This window comes from Bdellovibrio sp. NC01, from assembly GCF_006874625.1.
Lineage (GTDB): Bacteria > Bdellovibrionota > Bdellovibrionia > Bdellovibrionales > Bdellovibrionaceae > Bdellovibrio.
The window spans coordinates 1,379,383-1,403,075 of record NZ_CP030034.1; the positions used below are offsets into that span (position 1 = coordinate 1,379,383).

Annotated in this window: 24 protein-coding genes, 2 tRNA genes and 1 pseudogene; 8 read left to right on the forward strand and 19 right to left on the reverse strand. The window is 45.2% G+C overall.

Going from position 1 to position 23,693, the window contains the following annotated elements; translation table 11 throughout:
• The first annotated feature begins 20 nt into the window (after positions 1-20).
• The 3 genes from DOE51_RS06595 to DOE51_RS06605 all read left to right on the forward strand — a co-directional run bounded on the left by DOE51_RS06595 (position 21) and on the right by DOE51_RS06605 (position 1,900).
• Positions 21-611: an RlmE family RNA methyltransferase gene (locus tag DOE51_RS06595; RefSeq protein ID WP_142695763.1), complete on the forward strand. Its 591-nt coding sequence runs from the start codon at positions 21-23 to the stop codon at positions 609-611.
• Positions 608-1,294, forward strand: coding sequence for an RluA family pseudouridine synthase (locus DOE51_RS06600; protein WP_142695764.1), 687 nt, complete (start codon positions 608-610; stop codon positions 1,292-1,294). The genes DOE51_RS06595 and DOE51_RS06600 overlap by 4 nt, the downstream gene beginning before the upstream one ends.
• 105 nt (positions 1,295-1,399) lie before the next feature.
• Complete coding sequence (locus tag DOE51_RS06605; protein ID WP_246845432.1) at positions 1,400-1,900, forward strand: MarR family winged helix-turn-helix transcriptional regulator; 501 nt, start codon at positions 1,400-1,402, stop codon at positions 1,898-1,900.
• On the opposite strand, the gene DOE51_RS06610 is transcribed toward DOE51_RS06605, so the two are convergent.
• The 6 genes from DOE51_RS06610 to DOE51_RS06635 all read right to left on the reverse strand — a co-directional run bounded on the left by DOE51_RS06610 (position 1,897) and on the right by DOE51_RS06635 (position 6,886).
• The gene (locus DOE51_RS06610; protein WP_246845434.1) at positions 1,897-2,553 is read right to left on the reverse strand and encodes an HD domain-containing protein; all 657 of its coding nucleotides are present in this window, start codon (positions 2,551-2,553) and stop codon (positions 1,897-1,899) included. The genes DOE51_RS06605 and DOE51_RS06610 overlap by 4 nt on opposite strands.
• Positions 2,554-2,573: 20 nt before the next feature.
• Positions 2,574-3,395 carry a C1 family peptidase gene (locus DOE51_RS06615; protein ID WP_142695765.1) on the reverse strand — a complete coding sequence of 274 codons (822 nt, stop codon included), beginning with the start codon at positions 3,393-3,395 and terminating at the stop codon, positions 2,574-2,576.
• A gap of 117 nt (positions 3,396-3,512) precedes the next feature.
• Positions 3,513-3,887, reverse strand: coding sequence for a VOC family protein (locus DOE51_RS06620; protein WP_142695766.1), 375 nt, complete (start codon positions 3,885-3,887; stop codon positions 3,513-3,515).
• A 94-nt stretch (positions 3,888-3,981) separates the two neighbouring features.
• A complete protein-coding gene (locus DOE51_RS06625) occupies positions 3,982-4,668 on the reverse strand; it encodes a cyclopropane-fatty-acyl-phospholipid synthase family protein (protein WP_168196399.1) in 687 nt (228 codons plus the stop codon).
• Positions 4,669-4,678: 10 nt separating this feature from the next.
• Positions 4,679-5,599, reverse strand: a complete 921-nt coding sequence (locus DOE51_RS06630) for a S8 family peptidase (RefSeq protein WP_142695768.1) — start codon at positions 5,597-5,599, stop codon at positions 4,679-4,681.
• 168 nt (positions 5,600-5,767) lie between these two features.
• The gene (locus tag DOE51_RS06635) at positions 5,768-6,886 is read right to left on the reverse strand and encodes a GGDEF domain-containing protein (RefSeq protein ID WP_142695769.1); all 1,119 of its coding nucleotides are present in this window, start codon (positions 6,884-6,886) and stop codon (positions 5,768-5,770) included.
• Between the two features lie 256 nt (positions 6,887-7,142).
• Between DOE51_RS06635 and DOE51_RS06640 the strand changes: the two genes are divergently transcribed.
• Together DOE51_RS06640 and DOE51_RS06645 are read left to right on the forward strand one after the other, a co-directional pair.
• Complete coding sequence (locus DOE51_RS06640) at positions 7,143-8,750, forward strand: apoptosis inducing factor family protein (RefSeq protein WP_142695770.1); 1,608 nt, start codon at positions 7,143-7,145, stop codon at positions 8,748-8,750.
• Between the two features lie 57 nt (positions 8,751-8,807).
• On the forward strand, positions 8,808-10,319 hold the full coding sequence (locus DOE51_RS06645; RefSeq protein ID WP_168196400.1) for a C1 family peptidase: 1,512 nt from the start codon (positions 8,808-8,810) through the stop codon (positions 10,317-10,319).
• Between the two features lie 38 nt (positions 10,320-10,357).
• Here the strand turns inward: DOE51_RS06645 and DOE51_RS06650 are convergent, their stop codons facing one another.
• Together DOE51_RS06650 and DOE51_RS06655 are read right to left on the reverse strand one after the other, a co-directional pair.
• Positions 10,358-11,191, reverse strand: a complete 834-nt coding sequence (locus DOE51_RS06650; protein ID WP_142695772.1) for a PPK2 family polyphosphate kinase — start codon at positions 11,189-11,191, stop codon at positions 10,358-10,360.
• 15 nt (positions 11,192-11,206) lie between these two features.
• The gene (locus tag DOE51_RS06655) at positions 11,207-11,758 is read right to left on the reverse strand and encodes a hypothetical protein (protein WP_142695773.1); all 552 of its coding nucleotides are present in this window, start codon (positions 11,756-11,758) and stop codon (positions 11,207-11,209) included.
• Between the two features lie 51 nt (positions 11,759-11,809).
• On the opposite strand from DOE51_RS06655, the gene DOE51_RS06660 reads away from it, so the two are divergent.
• Positions 11,810-12,694, forward strand: a complete 885-nt coding sequence (locus DOE51_RS06660; protein WP_142695774.1) for an NAD(P)-dependent oxidoreductase — start codon at positions 11,810-11,812, stop codon at positions 12,692-12,694.
• Between the two features lie 5 nt (positions 12,695-12,699).
• On the opposite strand, the gene DOE51_RS06665 is transcribed toward DOE51_RS06660, so the two are convergent.
• The 3 genes from DOE51_RS06665 to DOE51_RS06675 form a co-directional block, all read right to left on the reverse strand.
• On the reverse strand, positions 12,700-13,179 hold the full coding sequence (locus DOE51_RS06665) for an OsmC family protein (RefSeq protein ID WP_142695775.1): 480 nt from the start codon (positions 13,177-13,179) through the stop codon (positions 12,700-12,702).
• A 142-nt stretch (positions 13,180-13,321) separates the two neighbouring features.
• Complete coding sequence (locus DOE51_RS06670) at positions 13,322-14,386, reverse strand: branched-chain amino acid aminotransferase (RefSeq protein WP_142695776.1); 1,065 nt, start codon at positions 14,384-14,386, stop codon at positions 13,322-13,324.
• A 117-nt stretch (positions 14,387-14,503) separates the two neighbouring features.
• A complete protein-coding gene (locus tag DOE51_RS06675) occupies positions 14,504-15,241 on the reverse strand; it encodes an ABC transporter substrate-binding protein (protein WP_246845436.1) in 738 nt (245 codons plus the stop codon).
• Positions 15,242-15,422: 181 nt separating this feature from the next.
• Between DOE51_RS06675 and DOE51_RS06680 the strand changes: the two genes are divergently transcribed.
• Positions 15,423-15,734: a GNAT family N-acetyltransferase gene (locus tag DOE51_RS06680; protein ID WP_142695778.1), complete on the forward strand. Its 312-nt coding sequence runs from the start codon at positions 15,423-15,425 to the stop codon at positions 15,732-15,734.
• Positions 15,735-15,748: 14 nt separating this feature from the next.
• Here the strand turns inward: DOE51_RS06680 and DOE51_RS06685 are convergent, their stop codons facing one another.
• The 3 genes and pseudogenes from DOE51_RS06685 to DOE51_RS06695 form a co-directional block, all read right to left on the reverse strand.
• Positions 15,749-18,892, reverse strand: coding sequence for a S8 family serine peptidase (locus DOE51_RS06685; RefSeq protein ID WP_142695779.1), 3,144 nt, complete (start codon positions 18,890-18,892; stop codon positions 15,749-15,751).
• A 232-nt stretch (positions 18,893-19,124) separates the two neighbouring features.
• Positions 19,125-19,608: pseudogene (locus DOE51_RS06690) on the reverse strand (SRPBCC domain-containing protein).
• A 23-nt stretch (positions 19,609-19,631) separates the two neighbouring features.
• Complete coding sequence (locus DOE51_RS06695) at positions 19,632-20,087, reverse strand: SRPBCC family protein (RefSeq protein WP_142695780.1); 456 nt, start codon at positions 20,085-20,087, stop codon at positions 19,632-19,634.
• Between the two features lie 116 nt (positions 20,088-20,203).
• Between DOE51_RS06695 and DOE51_RS06700 the strand changes: the two genes are divergently transcribed.
• Complete coding sequence (locus DOE51_RS06700; protein ID WP_142695781.1) at positions 20,204-20,713, forward strand: VOC family protein; 510 nt, start codon at positions 20,204-20,206, stop codon at positions 20,711-20,713.
• Between the two features lie 46 nt (positions 20,714-20,759).
• Here DOE51_RS06700 and DOE51_RS06705 read toward each other — a convergent pair whose 3' ends face one another.
• The 5 genes from DOE51_RS06705 to DOE51_RS06725 form a co-directional block, all read right to left on the reverse strand.
• Positions 20,760-21,713 carry an SRPBCC family protein gene (locus DOE51_RS06705; RefSeq protein WP_142695782.1) on the reverse strand — a complete coding sequence of 318 codons (954 nt, stop codon included), beginning with the start codon at positions 21,711-21,713 and terminating at the stop codon, positions 20,760-20,762.
• Positions 21,697-22,062: a helix-turn-helix transcriptional regulator gene (locus DOE51_RS06710; protein WP_142695783.1), complete on the reverse strand. Its 366-nt coding sequence runs from the start codon at positions 22,060-22,062 to the stop codon at positions 21,697-21,699. Before DOE51_RS06710 ends, DOE51_RS06705 begins: the two co-directional genes overlap by 17 nt.
• Before the next feature lie 356 nt (positions 22,063-22,418).
• Positions 22,419-22,494, reverse strand: a tRNA-Glu gene (locus tag DOE51_RS06715).
• 28 nt (positions 22,495-22,522) lie between these two features.
• Positions 22,523-22,598, reverse strand: a tRNA-Lys gene (locus DOE51_RS06720).
• 194 nt (positions 22,599-22,792) lie between these two features.
• The gene (locus tag DOE51_RS06725; RefSeq protein WP_142695784.1) at positions 22,793-23,665 is read right to left on the reverse strand and encodes a radical SAM/SPASM domain-containing protein; all 873 of its coding nucleotides are present in this window, start codon (positions 23,663-23,665) and stop codon (positions 22,793-22,795) included.
• Positions 23,666-23,693 lie beyond the last annotated feature (28 nt).

Consider the following 23,693-nt stretch of genomic DNA (forward strand, 5'->3'; position numbering starts at 1 on the left):
TCACGACATAAACCTTCGATATGACTTACAATCCGCGCGATAGATACTTTAGAAAAGCAAAGGAAGAGGGCTTTGCGGCCCGCTCTGTTTTCAAGCTTGAAGAGATCGACAAGAAATACAAAATCTTTAAACCCGGCCAAACAGTTCTAGATCTTGGAGCCTCTCCAGGCTCGTGGTCACAATATGCTTCCAAAATGGTTGGTCAAAACGGTCGCGTGTTGGGTGTCGATCTAAGCCCGGTGACTGTGAAGTTGAACAATGCTGTGTTTATTCAAGCTGATCTCCGCGACTTGAATCTTGAAGAGATTTTTAAAGAACACGGATATCAACCCCCGTTTGATTTAGTGATGTCAGATATGGCGCCAAAGACGACAGGCATCCGCATGACCGATCAAGCACGCTCGATGGAGCTGTGTGAACTGGCTTTAGATGTTGCACGCCGTTTCTTGAAAAAAGATGGCCACTTTATCTGCAAACTCTTTCATAGCGACGATTTCGGTAAACTTCGCGATGAAATCAAAAAATCATTCGCAAAATGCGAGGCGGTTAAGCCTGACTCTACTCGTAAGATCTCAAAAGAAATCTTTTTGGTCGGAATCAGCAAGAAATGATTAACGTTGTTTTCCAGAACGAGCACTTCGTCATTTGTGATAAGCCCAGTGGAGTATTAAGTACCCCAAGTCGCTTTGAAGACGAAGATACGCGCGCTTGTTTGGGAAAAACTCTTCAACACGAACTAGGCATTCAGATCTTTCCCGTGCACCGTCTTGATTTCGAGGTGTCGGGGCTTGTGATGTATGCCAAGAGTATGGAGTCCCATCGTGCTGCCAATGCATGGTTTGAGAATCGCACAGTCACGAAAACCTACTGTGCATTGACTTCGGGGCAGGACTTTTCTCACATTCCAGACAATGTCCAAAACACTAAGCATGCTATTGAACTAAAAGTTGGTCACAAATACACATGGACTGCTAAAGTTTTACGCGGAAAACGACGTGCGTATGAATCTCCACAAGGCAAACCTAGCTTAACCGAAGCCATTTACTTGGGAGTTAATTCAAATGGTTTTCATTTGTGGGATTTGCATCCAGTCACGGGGCGCTCGCATCAGTTGCGATTCGATTTAAGTCGTCATGGATTTCCAATAATAGGCGATATTTTGTATGGTTCTAAAGAGCGTTGGCTTGCTGATGATGCAATTGCCTTGCGTTCATATGAAATCGATTTTTCTAGAGCAAAACAGCGAGAGAAGTTTTCTCTTCCGCAAAAAATTTCTATTCACAAATTTATTTAAAGCAGAAATTGTAGATGCATATTGAGCGATGACAATCGGTGCATGTATGGCAGGCCATGTAAATTAATATTGATTGTGTTTAGTTGTTAGTCGAAAATCTTATCAATGAAAAACAACGACTCACTTCATGAGCAACGACCTGAAGTCGCAGAAATCATGGACTACATCCGACACATTTTCAAAGCTCTAAGAATCTCTTCAAGCCAGTTTGAAAAGAATCTTGGGCTGAGTGCTGCGCAAATCTTCGTTCTAAAAAAACTGAAAGAAGAGCCAGGTCTTTCGATCAACGATCTTGCGGTTCGCACAGTGACTCATCAAAGTTCTGTGTCAGTTGTCGTGAAGAAACTTGAAGAACAGAAATTAGTTTCGCGTTCGACTTCAAAAGAAGATTCAAGAAAGGTGATTGTGTTTTTGACTCCTGAAGGGGAGCAAAAGTTGCAACACATCCCACGTGCGATTCAAGAAGACATGATCGAAACTTTGCAAGCGATGTCACCACACAAAACAAAAACTCTTGCAGAGATCATGCATGAATTCGTGACGAAGGCAAAGATCGTCGATTCAACGACGACACCGCCATCGATGATTGACGGCGAATCTAATTAGATTTCCCGCTTAATCTGCTCAAGATATTCTTTGATGAAGGCCACACGATGTTGGCCTTCTTTTTTTGCCGTTTCAGTATTCAGCTTATCGACCAATTTAAATAATTTGATATAGAAGTGATCAATACCATAGTTCTTATCGTCTAGATCGCGCTTCTCGGCCCATGGGTCTTCTTCAGAATAGAAGGGGCGGCTCATCAATGTTGAAGTCGCAAAGCACCTAGCGATACCAATAGCTCCCAAACTGTCTAAGCGATCTGCGTCTTGCACAATCTGCGCTTCAAGGGATTCAGGTTTGATATTGGCGCTGAAAGAGTGGGCTTCAATGGCATGACGAATGTCTTCAAAATGCGTTTCCGGATAGCCCACAGATTTTAAGTATTCTAACGCGGCTTCAGCGGAAATACGTGAAGCATATGCACGACGGGGATCGTTTTTAGGTACGTTTACAAAGTCATGAAAGAATGCCGCCGGCATCACGACTTCCCAGTTAGCTTTTTCTGCATCACAAAGTTTTTTAGCGGTGTTCACAACACGTATGATATGAAGATAGTCATGAGATGGGTCCGAGTGTGGATAGATCACACGCGCCTTGTTGCTGAACAGCTCGAACCATTTTTTATCTACAGACGATTCAGTACTCATGACTTCCATTTTTCCAGTTTAATTGAACGCTAATCTTGTCTCACGGAAGGGGACGTAAGTTTGTCAAAATACGCCGTCAATAATTGGTCAGAGTAATTATCAACATGCTCAAAACTTAAAACTCCGAAACCTTGAGAACCCCATTGCGGTCCCCATGAGTTTTTAAACAGAAACACTTTCTTATCGCTGTCATAACCCACAAGTAAGATGGCATGGCCACCACAAACGATTTTACCGCCACCGCATTCTTGGTCAATAGCTGCGCTATACGTAAAAGTACCTTTTGCATCGTCGACATATGGAATCGCGACTTTGACTGTTACGACCACAGGGCGTTCTTGCTTGATTTCATTCATCGCAAGTTCCGACCATGCTTTACGGCTCCACATTTGCGTTAACATTTTAAATTTTAAACTGCGGAATTGAATCAAGCCTTTACGATTGCGCAGATCGTACATCGCTGTTTGTTCTGCGCTTAATGGTGCTTGAAAATTTAAACTTTGAGTTTGATACGGCAGAAGATTTTCAGGAGCCACGAAATAAGAGTTCGTTAAATTCTGTAGCAACGTGTACGTATCACCGAATTCAACTTCAGGGCGCCAGGAATTGATGATTTTATGACGGAAAATTTCGAACTCTTCCGAGATGTCATATTCTTTGCCAGTAAATTTCTTAAAAGCACTTTCAACCAAACCGCTGACCGCGAAGTAAGCGCAGGTATCGCGATTCTTCTGGTCTTTGGCGGGTGTTTGCAGCGGGCGCAGGTCTACGACTTCAGCGCGAGCATTATCAAGGAAGGCTGAGCATAACAGGCTCAACGACAAAATCAGAGCACGAATCAGTATTTTCATGGGTTGAGGTTAAGCAAAGCCTTTGCCATTTTTCGATGCGTGAACGGCAATCAGCGCGATCTTACGATGGACACTTGTTAAGAGTGAGAGAGATTTACCAGGCCGTCAAAGAATTGATCACTCGGGCTCGCCAAGATCGACCGGATTATAATAATAGGGACGAGGCTCCCACAGCTCGATGCGATTGCCTTCAAGGTCATAAACCCAAGCGAAGCGACCGAATTCGGTTTCATGAAGATTGTCATCAACCTTGACACCTTCTTCGGTAAGGTCTTGCAAAGCTTGATTGAGATTTTCAACCTGAAAAGTCAGTTTGCTCATCTCTGTACTTGGCGAAAAGTAACTCATGTCGACGGGCTTAAAACTTGAATCGGGAAGCATGACTTCACCGTCGTCTTCGTGATGAAGGCCCATATGCTCTTCATACCACTGAGTGAGTTTTTGGGGATCGTTGGATTTTTTGTAGTATTCGCCGAAGCCTTCAAGTCTCATAGACTTTAGTATCCAAAGGACTGCGCTTGAACCGCAAGATTCAATCGGCGAAGTTTGTGTGAATACAGAAGTTGAATTTAATTTGTGTGCGTTCTCATGATTTGAAGATCGTAAAAGTCTCTTGCACGTTGGGTTCATTTATTTCTGCAAGCCACGGGTGTGCTTGATAAATGCGATGACGCGTATAACGTCCACGGGCGATCACATTAATGGATTCGCCTTTGGCGTGAGTCTTTAAATCTTCTAAAGTTTTATCAACGGCAGCAGCACTGCCATAATCAAATAAGAAATAGTGCTGTGCTTTCACAGGAATAAAATCGGGCGCCGTCAGATCTTGAGTTACGATTTTAACACTCGGGTAGTTGAAACTCTGTAAAACTCGATTGCCTTCATCGACACGTTCAGCAACCAGTTCGTAGCCAACAAAGTTGACACCGGGATGATGTTTGCCAAGCACAAAAGCCATCCGCCCGTAACCGCAACCCAGGTCGACAACAGTTTCGCCAGGTTGTAAGTTCAATAAATCCAAAATCCAACGAATTTCGCTATACGGAGTTTGCAGGGCTTGAACCGGAAGGCCGCGCCAAAATTGCACGGGAATGTTTTGGTCTGCTTGCACCTGATAAGCACTTGATTTTAACAAAGCCGTTTCAACCTCAGCCGTGCGAAATCCCAACAACTCATCAACAAGCACAGAATGTTCCTGCGCCTGTTGATAACTGCATTCGTCATAAGTGACGAGGGGAAAGGGCCCTTGCGGGTTGAATTCAAGCTTGCTCAATACTTTTAGGTTATAGGCTTGCGTCTGAAGACTGTAAAGAGGAAATGCGCACCTGAGATTTCGTTTTATTAGCGAGCGATAAATCGCGCACACCTCGTTTTTCAAGCTGGCGTTTAATCTCTTCTGGCACGTATGTCTTTTTTTGCAACATAAGACTTGCAGCAAGTCCGCTGACCCACGCCGTCGCTTGCGAAGTGCCAGTCATGTAACCGTATTGTCCACCAGGAAGTGAAGAAAGAATGCGTTTACCTGGGGCCGCTAAATCCACAGACTGTGAACCATAGTTACTGCTATCAATTAAATGCTTTGCCGAATCCATTGCTGCGACAGAAATAATATTGCTGAGCTTATAAGAAGCCGGGTAGTAGCCAAAGGTATCGGTATTGATTCCGCCATTACCTGCCGCTGCCACAAATAAAATACCTTGGCGTTGCGCTTCTTTAATCGCTTCTTCTTCTTTGGGATTGCGATCATAACCACCACCTGAATAGTTGATGATGTCGACCTTCATTTTAGTTGCGTATTTAATAGCAGCAATCGTCGCGGTGACGTTGTCCTCTTCCGCTTTGCCGTTGTCATAATATTTAAGGATCATATATTTAACGTGGGCACTTTGAGCGCGCTGTTGGATGATGCCCGCGATATGAGTCCCATGACCATTATTATCACTCAAATCCGTCGAGTGAGAAACAAAGTCCCATCCATGGACGTCGTCGACAAATCCATTGCCATCATCATCGATGCCATTGATAACTTCTTTGGGATTGGTCCAAATGTTTTCTTTAATTAAAGGGTGATTCACTTCAGCACCCGTATCGATGATCGCAATCACGATATCTCTATCAACGCGATCTTGCGCTGGCGCCGTGAAGGAAGAAGAAAGAAGTAATAGAGCAGAAGTGTATTTGAAAAATTGGATTGATGTCTTCATGCTTTTTCAACAAAGCAAAAGGAAGACCTACTTGTGTGCACTCTACAATCGAGTTCGTCTGAAAATTCACTGTAACTGTTCAGATTTTTCTAAACATAAAAAAAGCCCGAACGAGTGTTCAGGCTTTTATTGTCACCACTAGTGATTTGACAGGTGTCTAAAAGTTGATCAGGCCACTTTCTTAGCGGAATTCGCTGTCGCAATCGTATATTTATTGCGACCCGTGGTTTTAGACTCGTATAAAGCGCCGTCAGCGCGTTTATACCAGTTATCTGCACTTTCCCCAGGAATCAATGGTGCGATCCCCATAGACACGGTAAAGCGGATCTGATGTTCGCCGTGGATAAAGACTTCCTTACGGATTTTAGCCATGGCATTTTCGCAGATTTTTGCTGCCGCATCAGCGTCACAACCAGGAAGAATCACGGCGAATTCTTCGCCACCCAGACGGGCCACGAAGTCTTCTTCACGTGAAAAGCTTTCTTGCAGCATACGTACGCATTCTTGCAGAATAAAGTCGCCGATATCGTGACCATAGTTATCGTTAATCTTCTTAAAGAAGTCGATATCTAGCATAACCAGCGTAATAGGATCTTTATCCAACTCATTCAATTGCAGATAACGTTTTACTTGCTCGTCATAACTACGACGATTGTGCGCACCAGTCAGGTGATCACGGCGCATCGTTTGATTTGCTTCCATCAATTGTTTTTTAACGCTGTTCAAGTTCTTCTTCACAGAATCCATGCGTTTTGAACGGCGCTCGTTCTGTGACGTTTGCGATTTCAGATACAGATCAATGAATTCACGTGATTTCAGACGCAATTCTTCGACGGAATTAGACTCGACGGCTTCACGCAGTTGCGCAAGGCTTGAATCCAAATCCACTTGGGATTTTGATTCTTGGGAAACCTCTTCGCTAAGGTGATCGGCGAATTCCCAGATAATGCGTTTGAAATCGTCAATCGTGTTTTGCACGAACGAGTATTCATCAATGCGATAGCTTGAAATGAATTGGCGCAAATTAAAGAGCGTATTATTCAAAGCATCCTGTGACGGCGCATGAACGATCTCTTTAGCGTAAGTATCGATTTTCGCACGCACCTTACGAACCTGGTGACGAGGAATCTCGAATAGGTTTTTGTTGTAAACATCTAGAATGTAAACGATGGTGGCGCGCTCTTCAGACAAAGCCGGGCTATCAGTCTTCTTAGCACCCTGTTCAGAATGCGAATGACCCCAGTCCATATCGAGCTGATCGACCAATTTTTTCACCCACTGTTTCAACGGAGCCTCCGGTTGCAAATACTCATTCCAACAAGTCGGAATGCATATAGCTTTTTCGGAATATGAGGGTCCGATGTTAAGGGAAGATTGGGTATTTGAAATCTCATTCTCAAATTGAGACATCAGGTTTTTAATACTAGTTGATGTAGGTCCAGCACACTGGTGTTTTTTTGCACAACTCTTTGTCAGCAGTGCTGGTGGAATCAGAAAAAAATTATTATTGAAGTGTCCTTAGGCTTTCAATTCGGAGGTACTTGTGGGCCAAGATAATGAAAACGTGAGCGGTCCTGACTTCACACTCGGGATTGCGGAAGATTCCATTAATGAAGGCGATTTGCTTCTTGGCCACGTCGGCGACAAAGCCGTTCTGCTTTCAAAAATAGATGGAGAGTTTTACGCTGTCGGTGGAAAGTGTTCGCACTATGGCGCACCATTAAACGAAGGCATCGTCACAGGTGATATCATTCACTGTCCGTGGCATCACTCGGCATTTAGCTTAAAAACCGGCGAAGCGCACCGCACTCCCGCGTTGAGTCCCATTTCGTGTTGGAATATCGAAGTTAAAGACGGCAAAGTTTTTGTGACCGGTAAAAAAACAGCTTCAACAAAAAGTATCGCCGACACTGAACACAAAACTTTCGTCATCGTCGGCGGAGGCGCCGCCGGTATTGCTGCCGCCGTGCAATTGCGCCGCGAAGGTTTTCAAGGACATATTCATCTGTTAAGCGAAGACGAATCAGCTCCTTATGATCGTCCCAATCTTTCCAAAGACTATCTTGCGGGCAATGCCAAAGAATCGTGGATTCCACTCTTTAATCCTGATTTCTTCAAACGTAAAAACATTCAATTGGAACTAGGAATTAAAGTCGCAAAATTAGATGCTCATCGCAAACATGTGTTTCTAGCAGACGGGCGTACTTTAAAATATGATGCGTGTTTGCTGGCAACCGGCGGACAACCCGCAAAACCGCACATTCCGGGAGTAGAAAAAGGGCACGTCTTTACTTTGCGCTCTTTAAAAGACTGCCGGAACATTATCGATCGCACGTCGTGGGCAGAAAAAGTTGTTATTATCGGAGCGGGCTTTATCGGCATGGAGGTCGCAGCCTCTTTGCGTGAGCGCAACCTAGAAGTTCACGTCGTGGCGCCCGAAGGTTTGCCGATGTTGCGAACTTTTGGAGTACACATCGGAAGCTTTCTTAAGAAGTTGCATGAAGATCATGGCGTGATTTTCCATTTAGGGCATGAAGTTCGGGAAATTCGCGATCGCAGTGTATTGTTAGACGATCTAACGACAGTGCCTTGCGATTTCGTTGTCTTAGGCGCGGGAATTATTCCAAATACTCTTTTGGCGGAACAAGCGGGGATTAAAACCAATCATGGTATTTTAGTTGATGAATATCTTGAAACCTCCGTTCCCGGAGTTTTTGCTGCCGGTGACGTCGCCCGTTGGCCTGATCCGCGCGCGCAAGAGCACATTCGCGTAGAACATTGGGAACACGCCGAGCGCCAAGGACAGATCGCAGCTTTGAATATGCTAGGCAGACAAGTCAAATACGACGAAGTTCCATTCTTCTGGAGTCAACAATATGACGTTATCTTGTCGTATGTGGGCCACGCAGAAGCGTTTGATCGTATGGAGTGTTATGGTGACATGCACAGCAAAGACTTCGCGGTGTCATTTTATGAAGATGAACGCATTGCTGCGGTCGCAACAGTCGGTCGCGATAAAGAAAGTTTGCTCATCGAAGATGCGCTGGAGCATTTCGATAACAACAAAGTGAAAGACATCTTGGAAAACTTCCCGAAATACGTCGAAGGCAAACCCATGACATCGTCAAATTTCTTTGAGCCGAGTCCTTAAACTGTTTGTCTCTTAACAAATTTTAGTCAGATAATGTTCTATGTGGGGGGAAGAACAATGAAAACACTTGTTTTGACGACAGCGCTTCTACTTTCTCAAGTGGGGCATGCCGAGTTATTGAACGTTCAAGAATTGAATCACAAGATTCAACAACAAGGTGGCGAGTGGTACGCACGTAAGAACACTCTGACTGATATGAATAAGCAAGAGCTTAAACATCGTCTGGGTTTGCGCCGTGAAGGTGCTCGCGATATCCAGTTCATCACAGACAGTCCAAAAATCATGGCAAACTTGCCTGCGCAATTCGACTGGAGAAATAAAGACGGTCAAAATTGGGTGTCACCGATTTTAGATCAAGGTAATTGCGGAAGCTGTGTGGCTTTTGCCTCTATCGGTGTTTTGGAAACACAATACAAAATCTCATCATTGCTGCCTCAATTTAACGTGAAGTTCTCGCCTCAGCATTTATTTGCTTGCGGTGGTGGTGCATGTAACTGGGGTTGGATGCCTGAAAGTGCCGCTCGTTATATTCAACGTAACGGTGTGCCTGATGAAGCGTGTATGCCGTATATTTCAGGAGCAACGGGACAAGACGTCGCATGTCGCGCTTCTTGCTCTGATTCGGCGCAAAGAAGTTTCAAAATTTCTAGTTACTCAAGTCCAACTCGTGGTTCACAAAACTTGCAGGCTTTAAAACAAGCCTTGTTGCAAGGTCCGGTTGTAACGACATTGACAGTGTATGCAGACTTCATGGCGTATGCAGGTGGCGTTTACAAACACACGACGGGCGAATACATGGGCGGTCACGCGATTTCAATCATCGGTTATGATGATGCCAAACAAGCATTCATTATCCGCAACAGCTGGGGCGAAGAGTGGGGTGAAAAAGGTTTTGGTTACGTGGCTTACGATGACGAATCGGGCGTAGGTGACGAAACATGGTTGTACAATATCCCTGCAATTGGCGGAGCTGTTTCGGTGGAATCACCAGCGGATTATTCTTACAACACAGGGACCGTTCCAGTGAAAGTAGTTTCAACTTCCCCTTCAACGGATTCCATGACAGTTGCGGTGTACAATAGCCAAAATCAAGCCGTGCTTTCTGCGACTTGTGAAAAAGGCGTTTGCCCAGAACAAATGGATGTCAGTGCTTTGCCAGATGGTCGTTATGAAGTGCAAGTGCTTGCACAAAATGCCGTGGGCGAAAAATTGGGAACATCAGAAAGACATTTCTTCTATGTTGTTAACCAAGCTCCACAAATGGCGATCACGTTTAAAGGCAAAGGCAGCCTTGATCTAAACAAGGACCTTAAAGAGCGTATCGAAGTTGATATCACAATGACGTCTTCTTCAGTTCCAATGAGCTCTATCGAATTCCATCATGTTGGACCCGATGGTAAGGACGATGTCAGAACAGCATCTGTCGTTCCAGGTAAATTGACGATGGGCTGGAGAACAAATCTGGTTCCCAACGGCAAATATGACATCTGGTTTGTCGGTCACTTGAAGTCGAACACGATCGATACGAAAGTGGAAAGTGCTCACTTGACTGTGAATGTGAAAAACTAATTTCACTAAAAAGAAAGGCCTCGCAAGAGGCCTTTTTTTTATTTCTTATGCGGCAAAATTCTTTGCGCTTCTTCTTTTAATTTCTTGATCACTTTGGGATTGAACTCCGGCAGATGTGATTTCAAATTTTTTAAGCGATGTACAAGAATTTTTGAAATCAGATAGTTGCGAATAGGCTTGTTGTCAGCCGGGATGATATACCATGGACAGTCATCCGTATGCGTGTGTTGGATGATCTCCTCATAGGCTTTATGATATTCGCGCCAGTGGCGGCGTTCTGTCAGGTCGCTTAATTGAAACTTCCAGTGTTTTTCAGCGTTATCTAAACGTTCGCGCAAGCGTTCAGCTTGTTCGGAAAGACTAATGTGCAAGAAGAATTTAAAAATAACAAAATCTTGTGCGGCAAGCATTTTTTCGAATGCTTTGATGTCGTCCATGCGCTGTCTTACAAGCTTATTGTTTAAAGTGCCGTGTACACGTGGCACGATATAATCTTCGTAATGACTGCGATTGAAAATGACGAGCTCGCCTTTTTCTGGGGCTTCCTTATGAATGCGCCACATATAATCATGGGCAAGCTCAAGTTCCGTCGGAGCTTTGAAGGAAACGACGCGCACGCCTTGAGGGTTGGTCGCTCCGAAGACGTGTTTGACAGTGCCGTCTTTGCCCGAGGTGTCCAGACCCTGCAAAATAATTAGAATTTTATATTTAGATTCCGCAAAGATCAGTTCTTGAAGGTCGGCAAGATCGTCGCCAAGTTCTTTGGTTTTCTCCACAAGCTCGGCTTTATCAAACTTACAGAAGTCTTCGCCCTCGGTGCTGAATGACGAAAGTTTTTTCTTTTTTAGGAAGAAGTCTTTATCTTTCGTCATCTCAGCCTCCGTGGATTATTTTTTTGGATTTAGTTTTTGTAAATTCGTACCAAAGCTTTGGAATACGGCGGATAACGCCATCTCGTATGATTCGTTAATATCACTTCCCATGCTGACAGTGCTCACAGGACTTTTCATTTCAAAGCAAGAAGTCGCGTCGGAATACACGTTTGCCACGTCAGGAATCGCCAACATGCCATTGATTTTCACACAGCCATCTTTGTAATCACCCACTTTTTGTTCTTGCACAGAGATCAGCAGCGAATTCTTTGAACTCGGATTCACTGTGATGCCTTTGGACTTCAAACTTTGTGTGATAACACGGCGAAGTTCTTTTTGTAGCGCTTCCGTGTTCTGACGGTACATACTGTCCCTGTTGTCCATTACATTTAGGTTAAGTTGATTACCTGGAATGTTTTTAAGGACTGGCATTTTGACTTTTTCGACATTGATAGCGGGCACGTCCGCGATACTGCGAGGACTCAACGTCGCGCAACCTGTGAAGGACATCATTGAAAGAGTTAAAACCAGTGGAAGCAAAAAGACTGTGTTTATTCTTTGGTTCATTAGAATCTCCATGATTGCTAATATGCTAGAAGGAAAGTGAAGGGGGCTGCAATGAAAATCGGATTTATGGGGCTCGGTCACATGGGTGCAAAGATGGCCGCAAGACTCTTAGATAAAGGCTTTGATCTTACGGTATACAATCGAACACCAGAAAAAGCGGAACCCTTGGTGGCAAAGGGCGCAAAAATCGCTTATTCTCCTCTGGATCTGCATGATTGTCACATCATCATCTCGATGGTTGCGGATGATAAAGCGCTTGAAAATCTGGTTTATGGCGAGCGCGGCCTTTTAAAAGTTCTAGAACCCGGTACGATTCACATTTCAATGAGCACCATTAGCCCCGCATTAGCCGATCATATGGAAGCGGATCACCATATGTGCAACAGCTTCTTCGTCGGCGCACCGGTCTTTGGCAGACCCGAGGCCGCGGCAGAAGGAAAGCTCTTCATCATGACCGGTTGTGATGATCAGCTCTTGAAGAGCTGTCAAAAAATCTTCGACGCTCTTTCGCAAAAAGTTTTCCATGTCAGTGAAGATCCCGCACACGCGCATCTTACCAAAGTTCTTGGCAACTTCATGCTAATCTCAAGCATTCAAATGTTGTCAGAGGCCTTGGCGCTTGCGCAAAAATCCGGTCTTGATCAGAAGCTTTTCTTGGAAGCTATGACGGGCTCTATTTTCTCGGCTCCGATATTTAAAAACTATGGCTCGATGATCGTGGATAAGATGTATGAAAAGAATGTCGCTTTCGCATTGCCTTTGGCTTTAAAAGATTTGCGTTTGGCGCAAGAAGCGGCGGCTTCGGCAAGAAGTCCATTGCCAATGGCAAGTCACGTGCACGATCAAGTCATGACAGCAATTGCCAGAGGCATGGCGGAAATGGACCTCAGTGCTCTGGGCAAATTTGCCGCAGAAAACGCTGGGGTCTCGCAATAAAAAATCTATACGGCCGAGCTGCTTTGTTGGCTCGGTTTGGATGGACTGCCGTAATTTTGCGCGCCTTCAAGGCGAGCTTCCAAAGTAATTTCGGCGTTCAATAATTTTGAAATCGGGCAGTTCTTTTTCGCATCTTCGGCGATCGTACTAAATTTGGCGCCATCAATGTTTGGAACTTGCGCACGTAATTTCAGTTTGGAAGAGCGCACGGTAAAGCCTTCGCCATCTTTTTCAATGCTCACGGCTGCCGTCACATCCAAGGCTTTCGGTTCAAAGCCCGCTTTCGTCAAGGCACCTGATAAGGCCATCGCAAAGCAACTTGCGTGTGCCGCCGCGATAAGCTCTTCGGGGTTGGTGCCCGGTGCATTTTCAAAACGTGTCGAGAATGAATAAGGTGAGTTTTTAAGGACACCGCTCGCAGTAGTGACTTCACCGCGACCGCGTTGGATTGAACCTCGCCAATAGGCTGAAGCTGTACGTTCCATAGGGAACCTCCTCACATAAATTTATCGTGCGGCAGTTACCCAGCAATTTACATAAAAATTCAAAGAGTGTGCTTTAAAGCATCGGCACAAAATAAAAGAGCTGGCGGGTGGGCCAGCTCTGTAGTGATTTAGTCGAGAACGATTATTTTAATGGAGTGATCCAGTTGAATGGATCTGGAAGTTCACCGCGTTGGATGCCAGTGATTTCTTTGTACAGTTGAGTGCTCAACTCGCCAGTTTGGCCACCGTTGATTTTCCAGTCTTTATCTCGGTAGTGAAGTTCACCGATAGGAGAGATAACCGCTGCTGTACCTGTACCGAAAGCTTCGCGCAATTCGCCTTTTTGCAAACGTTCAACAACTTCAGTGATCGTGATTTTTCTTTCAACGATCGGAAGATTTTTGTGTTTCAGAAGTTCGACGATCGCATCGCGAGTGCCGCCATTCAAAATGCTGCCATTCAATGCCGGTGTTACGATTTCGTTGTTGAATACGAAGAACACATTCATCGTACCAACTTCTTCGATACCTTGATGTTCAACGTCCAACCACAAGACTTGTGCATAGCCTTTTTTCTTAGCTTCAAGTGCCGCTTTCAAGCTTGATGCATAGTTCGCACCCGCTTTAACCGCACCCAAACCACCAGGCGCTGCACGAAGATATTTTTCTTCAGTCCAAATTTTAACTGGTTTCACGCCTTCAGCGTAATAAGAGCCCACAGGTGAAAGCATAATGAAGAACATTGTTTCGCGTGATGGGCGTACACCCAAGAACGACTCCGTCCCAATCAAAGTAGGACGGATGTACAAAGACGTGTTTGGTTCATTAGGAATCCAACGAGCATCGGCTTTAACGACCTCATGCAAACCCTTCATGAATAGTTCCATTGGTGGCGCTTCCAAACACATACGTTCTGCACCTTGAGCCATACGAACTTGATTGAATTCGGGGCGGAAGAACACGATTTTGCCATCAGCTTGGCGGAAGGCTTTCATCCCTTCGAACAAAGCTTGGCCGTAGTGGAATACCGAAGCACCCGGATCAAGCGGCAAAGGACCGTAAGGCAAGATCTTCGCTTCATACCAACCCTTATCTTCAGAATACTTCGCCACAAACATATGGTCTGTGAAGTAGTTACCGAATCCAAGATTGTCAGTTGGAGGAAGTGCTTTAGGCTCTTTTGTCAGCGTGATTTGAATGTCTGTCATAGGCCCTAGTTAACTGATCTTGGGCCTAATGTCATGCCTTAATTACCACGAAAAGCGCGAGTAATTTTCAATTGTCGGATTGACAGGCATTGTGGGCGCTTTGACTCGTGAATCCTCCTAATAATAGGACTTAAAGATCCTTTCAAGAGTCCCGCTTTTCTTGATGTTTTCGATAGCGCGGTTCAGAGCTGACAAAGAGATTTTTGATTTTTTCGACAGCGCACATTTGGTCATAATTGAATCCAGGCCGAAATCCACGTCCACCAAATTAGGATAAGATTTTTTGTAGTACTGAAACTCTATGTTAGACATCACGACGTAATTCAGACGGTGATGCAAAAGTTTTTGCACATTGCTTTCGTTGCTGGGACCGTCTTCACGTTGAATCAAACCCTTTTTGAAGTCGTCATCAAGGTTTGTGTATATGAAATTCAAAACAGTACCGACCCGTTTGCCGTGCAAATCTTTAATAGACCTTGGCGTTTTCGTATCTTTCAATGTCACGATGACATTATTGGAGCGATAGAGTTCTTGGCTCCACCAGACGTCGTTGCGAATGGCGGGCTGCCACACTTCGTTTAGGTGACAGATCACATCCACATCGCCAGCAATCAATGCCGGAGCAACCCTGCGCTTTGGCAGCAGCATCCATTGAGGTTTGCGCTCAAGCTCGTTGGCGATTTCAGAGCCTAGCTCTTTAAGAATTCCGCTTTGCAGTTCGCGTGAAGTTTCCGTGTTTTTCACTTTGATCAACGGCATAGCGTAGTCTGAATTGACGCCAATTTTAAGGCTTTCTTCTGCACAATGCGCGATTGTTGGAACACACAGTACGATCGCAAGGCCAAGCGCTAACAAAAGCGACTCATGTGTGCGCAGAGAGAGAAGAGCAATTAAACAAAACTTCATTTTGCCGATCTTATTACAACTGTACGAAAGAACCTAGGGAATACACTAGAAACGTGCACTCTGGCAGAAAATATCGCCTGGGTTTGTTCTAAGTGATCCACGAGGTTAGTCTTAAAGTATCGGAGGTCTTATGGATACGCAAGTTCGTCATGAATCCCACAAGAATCGTTTCATCGCTAACGTGCAGGGAGGCGAAGCCATCCTTAAATACCGCCGTGGTCCCGGTAATTCCTATGACTTATTAAGTACCAACGCCCCCGAGGAGGCACGGGGACAGAACATAGGAGATAAGCTGGTTCGATCGGCCATTCAAGTGGCAAAGGACGAAAACGTGCAAATCATCGGCACGTGCCCTTATGTCAGACACTGGTTTGAAAAACATCCCGAAGAACGCGCCATCTTATGGAACGGGGATCAGCCGCAGATGGAGGCGTTCTTCTGATATAAGTTTAAAAACTATTCTTCAAAGCTGCTTGGGACAACCTGAGATTGGTTGTCTTCAAGAAGCACATCACGCACCGAACGATTTTGTGGCGCGTACAAGATCAAATCGTTGGCGCCGTAACCCTTAAGCAAAGGCACAGTCACTGATTCTTGACCTTGCAAAGTGATCTCTTCAGGCAATGAAGCATAACCCGCACCCATTTTTTCTAAAGAGATTTTCTTCCACTCTGTCGCTTGGTTATTCAAGTAGTCGTCGTACTCAATCGCACCCGAATCTTCATGCGTCGTTGAAATTTTAATCTGCAACTCTCCAGTATCGCTGATCGCAAGGGCACTGATGTCGGCCTCGATAATCGCTAAAGTAGAATTATCGAAGACTCCCATATCACGCATGTCAATCACCGCGCTTGAGTAATCTTCTTTGGCTTTTGTTGGGTCGGCCGCGAAGTCAGCTTCGTACTTCTTGCGAAGCTCACGAGCTGTGCTGCCGTCCAAAAGAAGACTTACGAAGGAATCTGCAGTCAACCCTGGAAGGTTTGATTGTTGAAGTCCTGAAATTTCTTGGTCTGTGATGCCATCATGATTGCCATCGATTTGCACATTCACTTCGCAGCGATTCCAAGTCGTCATGCTTTCATAAAGTTTAACAGCGATCTGCAATACACGTGCGCCATCTTTTTCTACCACACGGTAACCTGCCGATTGCATGTCACAGTTACGGTTGTGAACTAGATCTGGTCTGCTATCTTTTTTACGACCGTCGACATCGATCAAGTTGAACAAATACGCCGTGCCGGGGTTGTTGCCTTTGTTTTGCAAAGTCACTTCCGCAAGGCTGCCAGCGCTGTCTGCCGCCGATGAAGAGTGCACTACGACTTTAGAAGCCGAGATTTGCGAAATCTGTCTTGCCACGGCAAGAACAGGCATTTGCAAAACGTTTTCTTTGTCAGTTGCAAAGTTCAAGAAACCATCAAGTTCATCATTTGCTGTCGCCATTTGTGAAGCGTCGATTTTTGCTGTTACAAGAATCGTTTTGCTTTCACCCGCAGCCAAAGTTGTTGCAGGTGCCGCAACTTTCAAAGCTTTATGACCAGTCCAAACGGCTTTCACTGTCACAGCTTCAGCACTGATGTTTTTCAAAGTGATTTCACGAGCCAACGTTTTAGTTTTTTCGATGTCAGTGATGCCCAACGATACTGTTGAAGGAACGCTGATGACTTTCGCTTTCAAGGATTCAGCCACTTGCACGCGGCCTGCACCTTGACGAGCCACTGGATATTGCTTTTTCTTTTCATCACCGATGATTTTACCGTGCGAAAGCAATACGGATTTCAATTCTAGTGGAGAAAGTGTTGGGAATTTTTGTTTCAACAATGCCATAACACCGGCAATGTGTGGACCCGCCATCGACGTCCCAGACATTTGTGTGCCCTTAGCACCACCACCCACAGCGGCAGAGATAATGTTTGTACCCGGAGCCGCAATTTCAGGTTTAATCATACCGTCTTCAGAGCGGGGACCGCGTGAAGAGAATGTTGAGATGGTATCGATCAACCATGCTTTTTCAACAAAAGCGCCTGATTTCAAATTTACAGAAACGGCAGCGGCAGCCATCGCCTCTTTAACTTTTTTGGCATTATCTAAAGAGATCATCACCGCAGGGATGTCAAAGTTGCCTTCGCCGCCCATAACGATAGGTGCGCCGTCAGCATTGTTTGCGACAACAACCGCGATCGCGCCCGCATCTTGCGCTCTTTTGATTTTATCAGCGAATGCGACAACACCACGATCAATCAAAGCGACATTGCCAGCGATTTTGTCTTTTAATTCGCCTGTGAAGTCTTTGTCGGCGACACCTGCGTAAACAAGAACGCCTTCGGCCTTTTCAATATCAGATAAGGGTTTTGTAACCGCGGCTTCGATTGCTTCCGCTTGGAATGAACCAGCTGATGAAGTGAAGGTTGCTGCAGGGGAAAGGATGTTTTGATTTGTGTTATCAACGCTTGATGCAACAGAGATTGCATCGTCAGACACACCCGGCGCGCCTACGATATAAGGAACGTCACCCGAATTACCACCCGAAGCAACAACAACAGTTCCGCCACGAGTTAAATTTTTAATAGCTTGGTTGTACATGATATGAGCGCTGCCATAACCGCTACCCAAAGACAAGTTCACAACGTCCAATTGGTCTTCAAATTTCATGTCGCCTGACGGATTCACCGCGTATTCAAGGGCTGCGATAACAACTTCATCCGAAGTTGAACCTTTCGCACCGAAAACTTTGATCGCATAAAGATCCGCGGCTGGAGCCACACCATCATACGTGTTGATGCCATCACCGTGACCAGCCACTGTGCCGGCAACGTGACTGCCGTGACCGGCTTCATCTAAAGGATTCGCGTCTGGAACAGGAATGCGTTTACGATAGTCTGCTGAAGCGGTGTTGTATTCAGTACCAACAAGGTCAATACCGCCGACAACTTTCTTATTTGGGAAACCCGCATTTGCTTTGGAAGGATCAACGGCTTTGTAAGCCTCTTCGGTTCCTTCGCCCCCTAACATTTTGTGAGTATAGTCGATACCTGTATCGATGATACCCACACGCAAACCTTCACCATGAATACCTTGAGCGTAAGCGGCATCGCTGCCAATGAAGTTCACTGATGTGTGTTCACCAACGGCCGCAGTGACTTTCGCATCTCCTTGAAGAACGGGGCGAGAAAACGCCGCAGATTTTTCAGACAAAGTCACATTAGGAAGAGCTTTGATTTGCTCAAGCGCACTTGCCGGAGCCCACACTGTCACTGCATTCAGGACGTATTTATAACGAATCAACACACGAATGTCTGAAGAGATTTTTTGCAGCTCAGCGATTGTTGCTTCTTGCTCTGCCTGGATGGCTTTCAAAAGTTTTGCATCGACTTTTAATTTACCATTTTCACGTTTTGCTGTTTCTAGCAAAGCAGGAGTTTGAAGTTTCAGAATTGTGATAACAGGCTCTTCCACTGTGGGACGAGTTGAATACAAACCATCAAGGAATTCGGCATTCGCAGAACCCGCCATTGGAGATTCTTGTTTGCTACATGCTGTTAACATCAAGCTTGAAAGAATCAGGCCGGTTAAGAGGTGAGATAGTTCAAATGTGCGTTTCATCTGGAAGCCCTTTCGTTAAGGTGGCATAACGACTCCAGATTTGCGCTGAAGTTTTAAGCCACTGTCCTTATCTCAAGAAGCATGCCTATCAAGATGGTGTCGTTTAGGCATGGAGTCGCCAGAATCATTAAGGAAAAATACTTTGGTGGGAACAATTGATTGAGGAATTTGTAAAAAACTCCCGCCATCGTTCAGTGAATCTGCAGGAGAAATTTGCAGACAAGATGCTTAATTAAAAAGCACCTTTTCTTAAGTTAATTCCGTACTCGAGATACGCTTTCAAGCAGCAGATCATATTCATCCAGCCCTGGCAGTTTTGATAGGAGCCTTCAAGACCGCTTGGTGTTTCGGTCCATGAGCCTTCGCTGACAGTCACAAGTGTTTCGGTGCCACCGTTGTTTGAATTTGAACTCAACCAGAGTGTTGTAGCCGCCGGGGCGAGGATAAGAATTTGTTTCTGGATCGTAAGCGCCTTCGCTTGCGGCCCATTCAAACTGAATCAGTTCGTTGTTTTCAACTTTCATGACTTGAATTGGCACGTTGAAGTCTTCGCCACCATCGTTGAAAGTTAAAATAACGTTTTGTCCTTGTTCAAGGGGAGCTGAAACGCCACCTGTCGCAAAGTATTTGCTGATATGTTGAGGTTTTTGAACAGCATCAAAAACTTCATTCAACGATTTTTGAATTTTCATATGCATTTTAAAATGAAATTTCACAGCAACCTCCGCAGAGTTAAATCTTAAACGATGTCTTCAAGAAGAGCTTCGAGCTTTTCCATGTTTTGTTCATTGGCAGCTAAAGCATACTTCTTAATCGTTTCACATTCTGCCGCCGTATTGAAGAGCATTCTAAATGTCACCTTCGCAGAGTCCTTACTGACTTCGTCGAACGTTACCGTGACTTGAAAAGGGGGCTCGGAAAGATGATTCCATGAAAGCTTCGAAGGCTTTTCAACTTCGATAAATTCGCACTCATTGTCGTAATCAATGCCATCAGGTCCATGCATCACAAATTTCCACAAGCCTTGCGGTTTTAAGTCATAGGTTTGAAAGGTGTTGGTGAAGCCTGCGGGGCCCCACCACATCTCTAAAAACTCTGGCGTCGTCCACGCACGGTAAAGTGTTTCACGCGGAACTTTAAAGACGCGCGATGTGACAATTTCTCTTGCGATAATGGTGTTGTAATTTTCGTTCATGAAAGACCCTTTACATGTCATCAGCAGAATAATTCGATTCTAAAGGCGTTGTGTGTTTTTACAACTTTTGATTTTGCAAGCATGCACTAAAATAGAAACCTACACAGGAGACTGCTATGCAAAAGATTGTCACAAACTTATGGTTTGATTCAGAGGCCGAGTCGGCTGCGAAATTTTACGTCTCTGTATTTAAGAATTCGAAAATCAAAACCGTGAATCACTACGGCGACGCGGTCGCGAAAATGGCGGGCCGTTCGGTCGGGCAGGTGATGGTTGTCAGTTTTGAATTGGATGGCCAAGAATATATCGCACTGAATGGCGGCCCGATGTTTAAATTTAATCACGCGATTTCTTTGATGGTGAAATGTGCTGATCAAAAAGAGATCGATTATTTCTGGGAAAAACTTTCCGAAGGCGGGGAGGAAGAACCCTGCGGTTGGCTGCGCGATAAATATGGGCTGTCTTGGCAAATCGTGCCCAAACAAATGGATGAGATGATGTCTGATAAAGACTCACGCCGCGCGGATCAGGTGATGAAGGCAATGGCCAATATGAAGAAACTCGATCTTGAAAAATTAACGGCAGCCTTCAATAGCAAAGGCAGCGATCAAGAAGCGTCGTTATAAAAAAATCCCTCTCTTGCTATGGAGAGGGATTTATTTGGAAGGGTGATTAGCGTTTAGCCAAGTACTCTTCAAGTTTATCGAATGAACCCGTCCAACCTTGAGTCATGCCGGCTCTTTCTTTGACGAATGTAGCGATCTCTTCCGCAGAAGCTTTGCCCCACGGTTCCCATGTTACAGTCACGCGTGTTGTCTCTTCGTCTTCGACGCTAAACTGCACTGTGGTTAACATGTTTTCAGGCCACGTCGGTGCCATTGGGTGGCGTGAGATGTTTTCATTTTCATCCGCGAATTGTTGCGTGTAAACGAAGCGACTTGGTTTTGTCACTTCTAAGTACTGTTGCAATCCGTACATTGTAAGTCCTTGGCCATTCGTCATCATGAAGAATGATTTGCCGCCGGGTTTGATGTCGACATGAAGGTACTTCATCGTCATACCTGTCGGTGGCAGCCATTTTGCGACGTGCTCTGGATTCGTCCACATATCAAAGACGGTGTTGATGTCAGCATTGAACGAACGATTGATAACGAACTTGTCTTTACCAGTCGTATCTTTTTCCAAGAACTCTGCCAAGCGATCCCAAGTGGAATTGCCGCCGGCTTGTTTAATGAACACCGCGATTTCGCGAGCGCGTTCTGGACTTTCGAATTTCATCGTCATGTCCATTTTAGTTTTGCCGTTGGTCTCTTTAAAAGTGACCGTCACTTTGAAGAGAGGTTTTTGAACGTCGTTACCGCCGTGGTCGTAAACCAAGCGCGAATATTTTTCGACCTCATGATACAAAGTTTTATTGGGCCAGTCTGTGCCATCGGGCCCGTGCATAGTGTAGTGCCAGATGCCGCCAGGTCTTAGATCTTTACTGTGAGTCGTGATTGTAAAGCCACGCGGGCCCCACCATTTTGCGACTTGTTTTGGATCCGTCCACGCATCCCAAACAAGTTTCACGGGAGCATCATAAACTCGTGTCAGGTGTAGCTCATCGGAATTATTTTTTGCGCCCATGGCTTTTTCCTTTCGCTTTCTTTTTAGCGGTTACAGTTTTTAGGTATTCATCCAAACGATCAAAACTTTCTTCCCAAAATTGTCGATAGAAATCCATCCAGTCAGAAGCCTCTTTCAGGGGAGTGCCATTCAACTTACACGGTCGCCACTGCGCTTCGCGAGATTTCGTAACAAGTCCTGCTTTCTCCAAAACTTTTAAATGTTTTGTGACAGCAGGCAGACTCATCTCTTTCAAAAAAGGTTCTGCTAATTCCGACACGCTGGTTTCGCCCTTTGAAAGGCGCGCCAGAATCGCTCGGCGAGTTGGGTCTGCAAGGGCTGAGAAAGTTTGGCTGAGATGGTCTTGCATGTTTAACCTCTTAGTTAATTAACTTAATGGTTAAATAATAGGCCTTTTTTTACGGTTCGTCAAGAGGGGGTAAGTGGTTGGTTCTTGGTGGTTTTTTAAAAGAGTTGGTTTGGTGCGGAGTTGATTGGGGCTCGGGCCGTCCGGGCCCTCGGGGCTTTGCCCTGCCTTCGGCACCCTCGGGGGCGCATCGTGCGCCGCCGATGAACCCCTGTTGTCGGCGGTTCTTTGATTTTTGTTGTGCGTGGTTTTGTTTTTCGCCGACCTTTTGAGTTCTAATCTCCTTGGGGCGGCAGACTGTGTGTAAAATAAAAAACCCGAATCTTTCGATTCGGGTTTTTTATTTTAGATACAAAATTTGGCGTTCCCAAGGGGATTTGAACCCCTGTATCCTCCGTGAAAGGGAGGTGTCCTAGGCCCCTAGACGATGGGAACGTACTAGGAAAATCAAGCGAACTAAAAATGGTGGCTCGCGATGGATTCGAACCATCGACCCCTTCATTAAAAGTGAAGTGCTCTACCAGCTGAGCTAGCGAACCACTGTCCGTTTGAGGAAGTGCTAATTTGTTCTAAGAGGGTCTTAATGTCAATACACTTTCTTGCAGTTTTTTAAAAAAATTCTGAAGTTTTTTGGGGTGCGGCGAAGCTTTGCATAATTGCTCAGCAGGTTTTGCGAGAAAGTCTTAAGTCTCCGCAAAATTGCATACTTAGCGTGCAAAATCGCAAATGTTTTCTAAGAAAATCTTTCAATATACTGACAGCGCTGACAAAGGCCCTCCATCAGCTTTCTGCGGCGGAAGCCTTCAAGGATGTCGCGAGAGCGCGAAGAATCTAAAATCTCCGAAATATCTGTCGCAGAAATATTTCCTAAAGGAATCGCACCTTCTTTATCAAGGCAGCACGGCACGACGGTGCCATCAACCAAAATTCCGAAGTGTGAAGACAGTCCGTAGCAAGTTCCTTTTGTTCCTAAAACGGGAAGGTCCATCGACGGCCAAATGAATTCCGTATCGAAGTGAAGATACAGGCGATTCTTCAGGTGAATGCTTTTTTTAAGACGCACATCAATTTTGTCTTCGACGTTCACTTGAAAGCGTTCGCAGATTCGTTTCAGAATGTCGCGATTGCGATCCGTCCCACCACGAACATCTTGTAAGTTCCAAAGACGATAGTTGATGTAAAGATCAGGGCGCTCGCTCATCGCGCGTTCGGTGTAAGCGAAAATTTTCTCAAGATAAGTTGTCGGATCACGATCAGGATAATTGTCGTTGAAACTGTGCAAAGAAAAATTCACCTGACGAAATGCAGGGTTCAATAATAACTCAGCCTGCTTTTCGCGAAGAAGCACGCCATTAGAAACCAGGAAAATTTTAACGTCATGTTTTTCGCAGATCTGCACGAAATCCGCTAACTGCGGGTGAACCAGGGGATCACCCATCAAATGAAAACAAACTTGTTCTGTCAGGGGCGCTACTTGCTGAATGATTCGTTCAAAAAGATCAACAGGCATCGTTTTCTTAGCACGAATGACCTCAGGACAAAAGCTGCACTGAAGATTGCAGATATTGCTGATTTCGATATTGATCTTTTGAAAGCGTTTACTCATTAACCAGAATCTACCATCTTGCTAACGA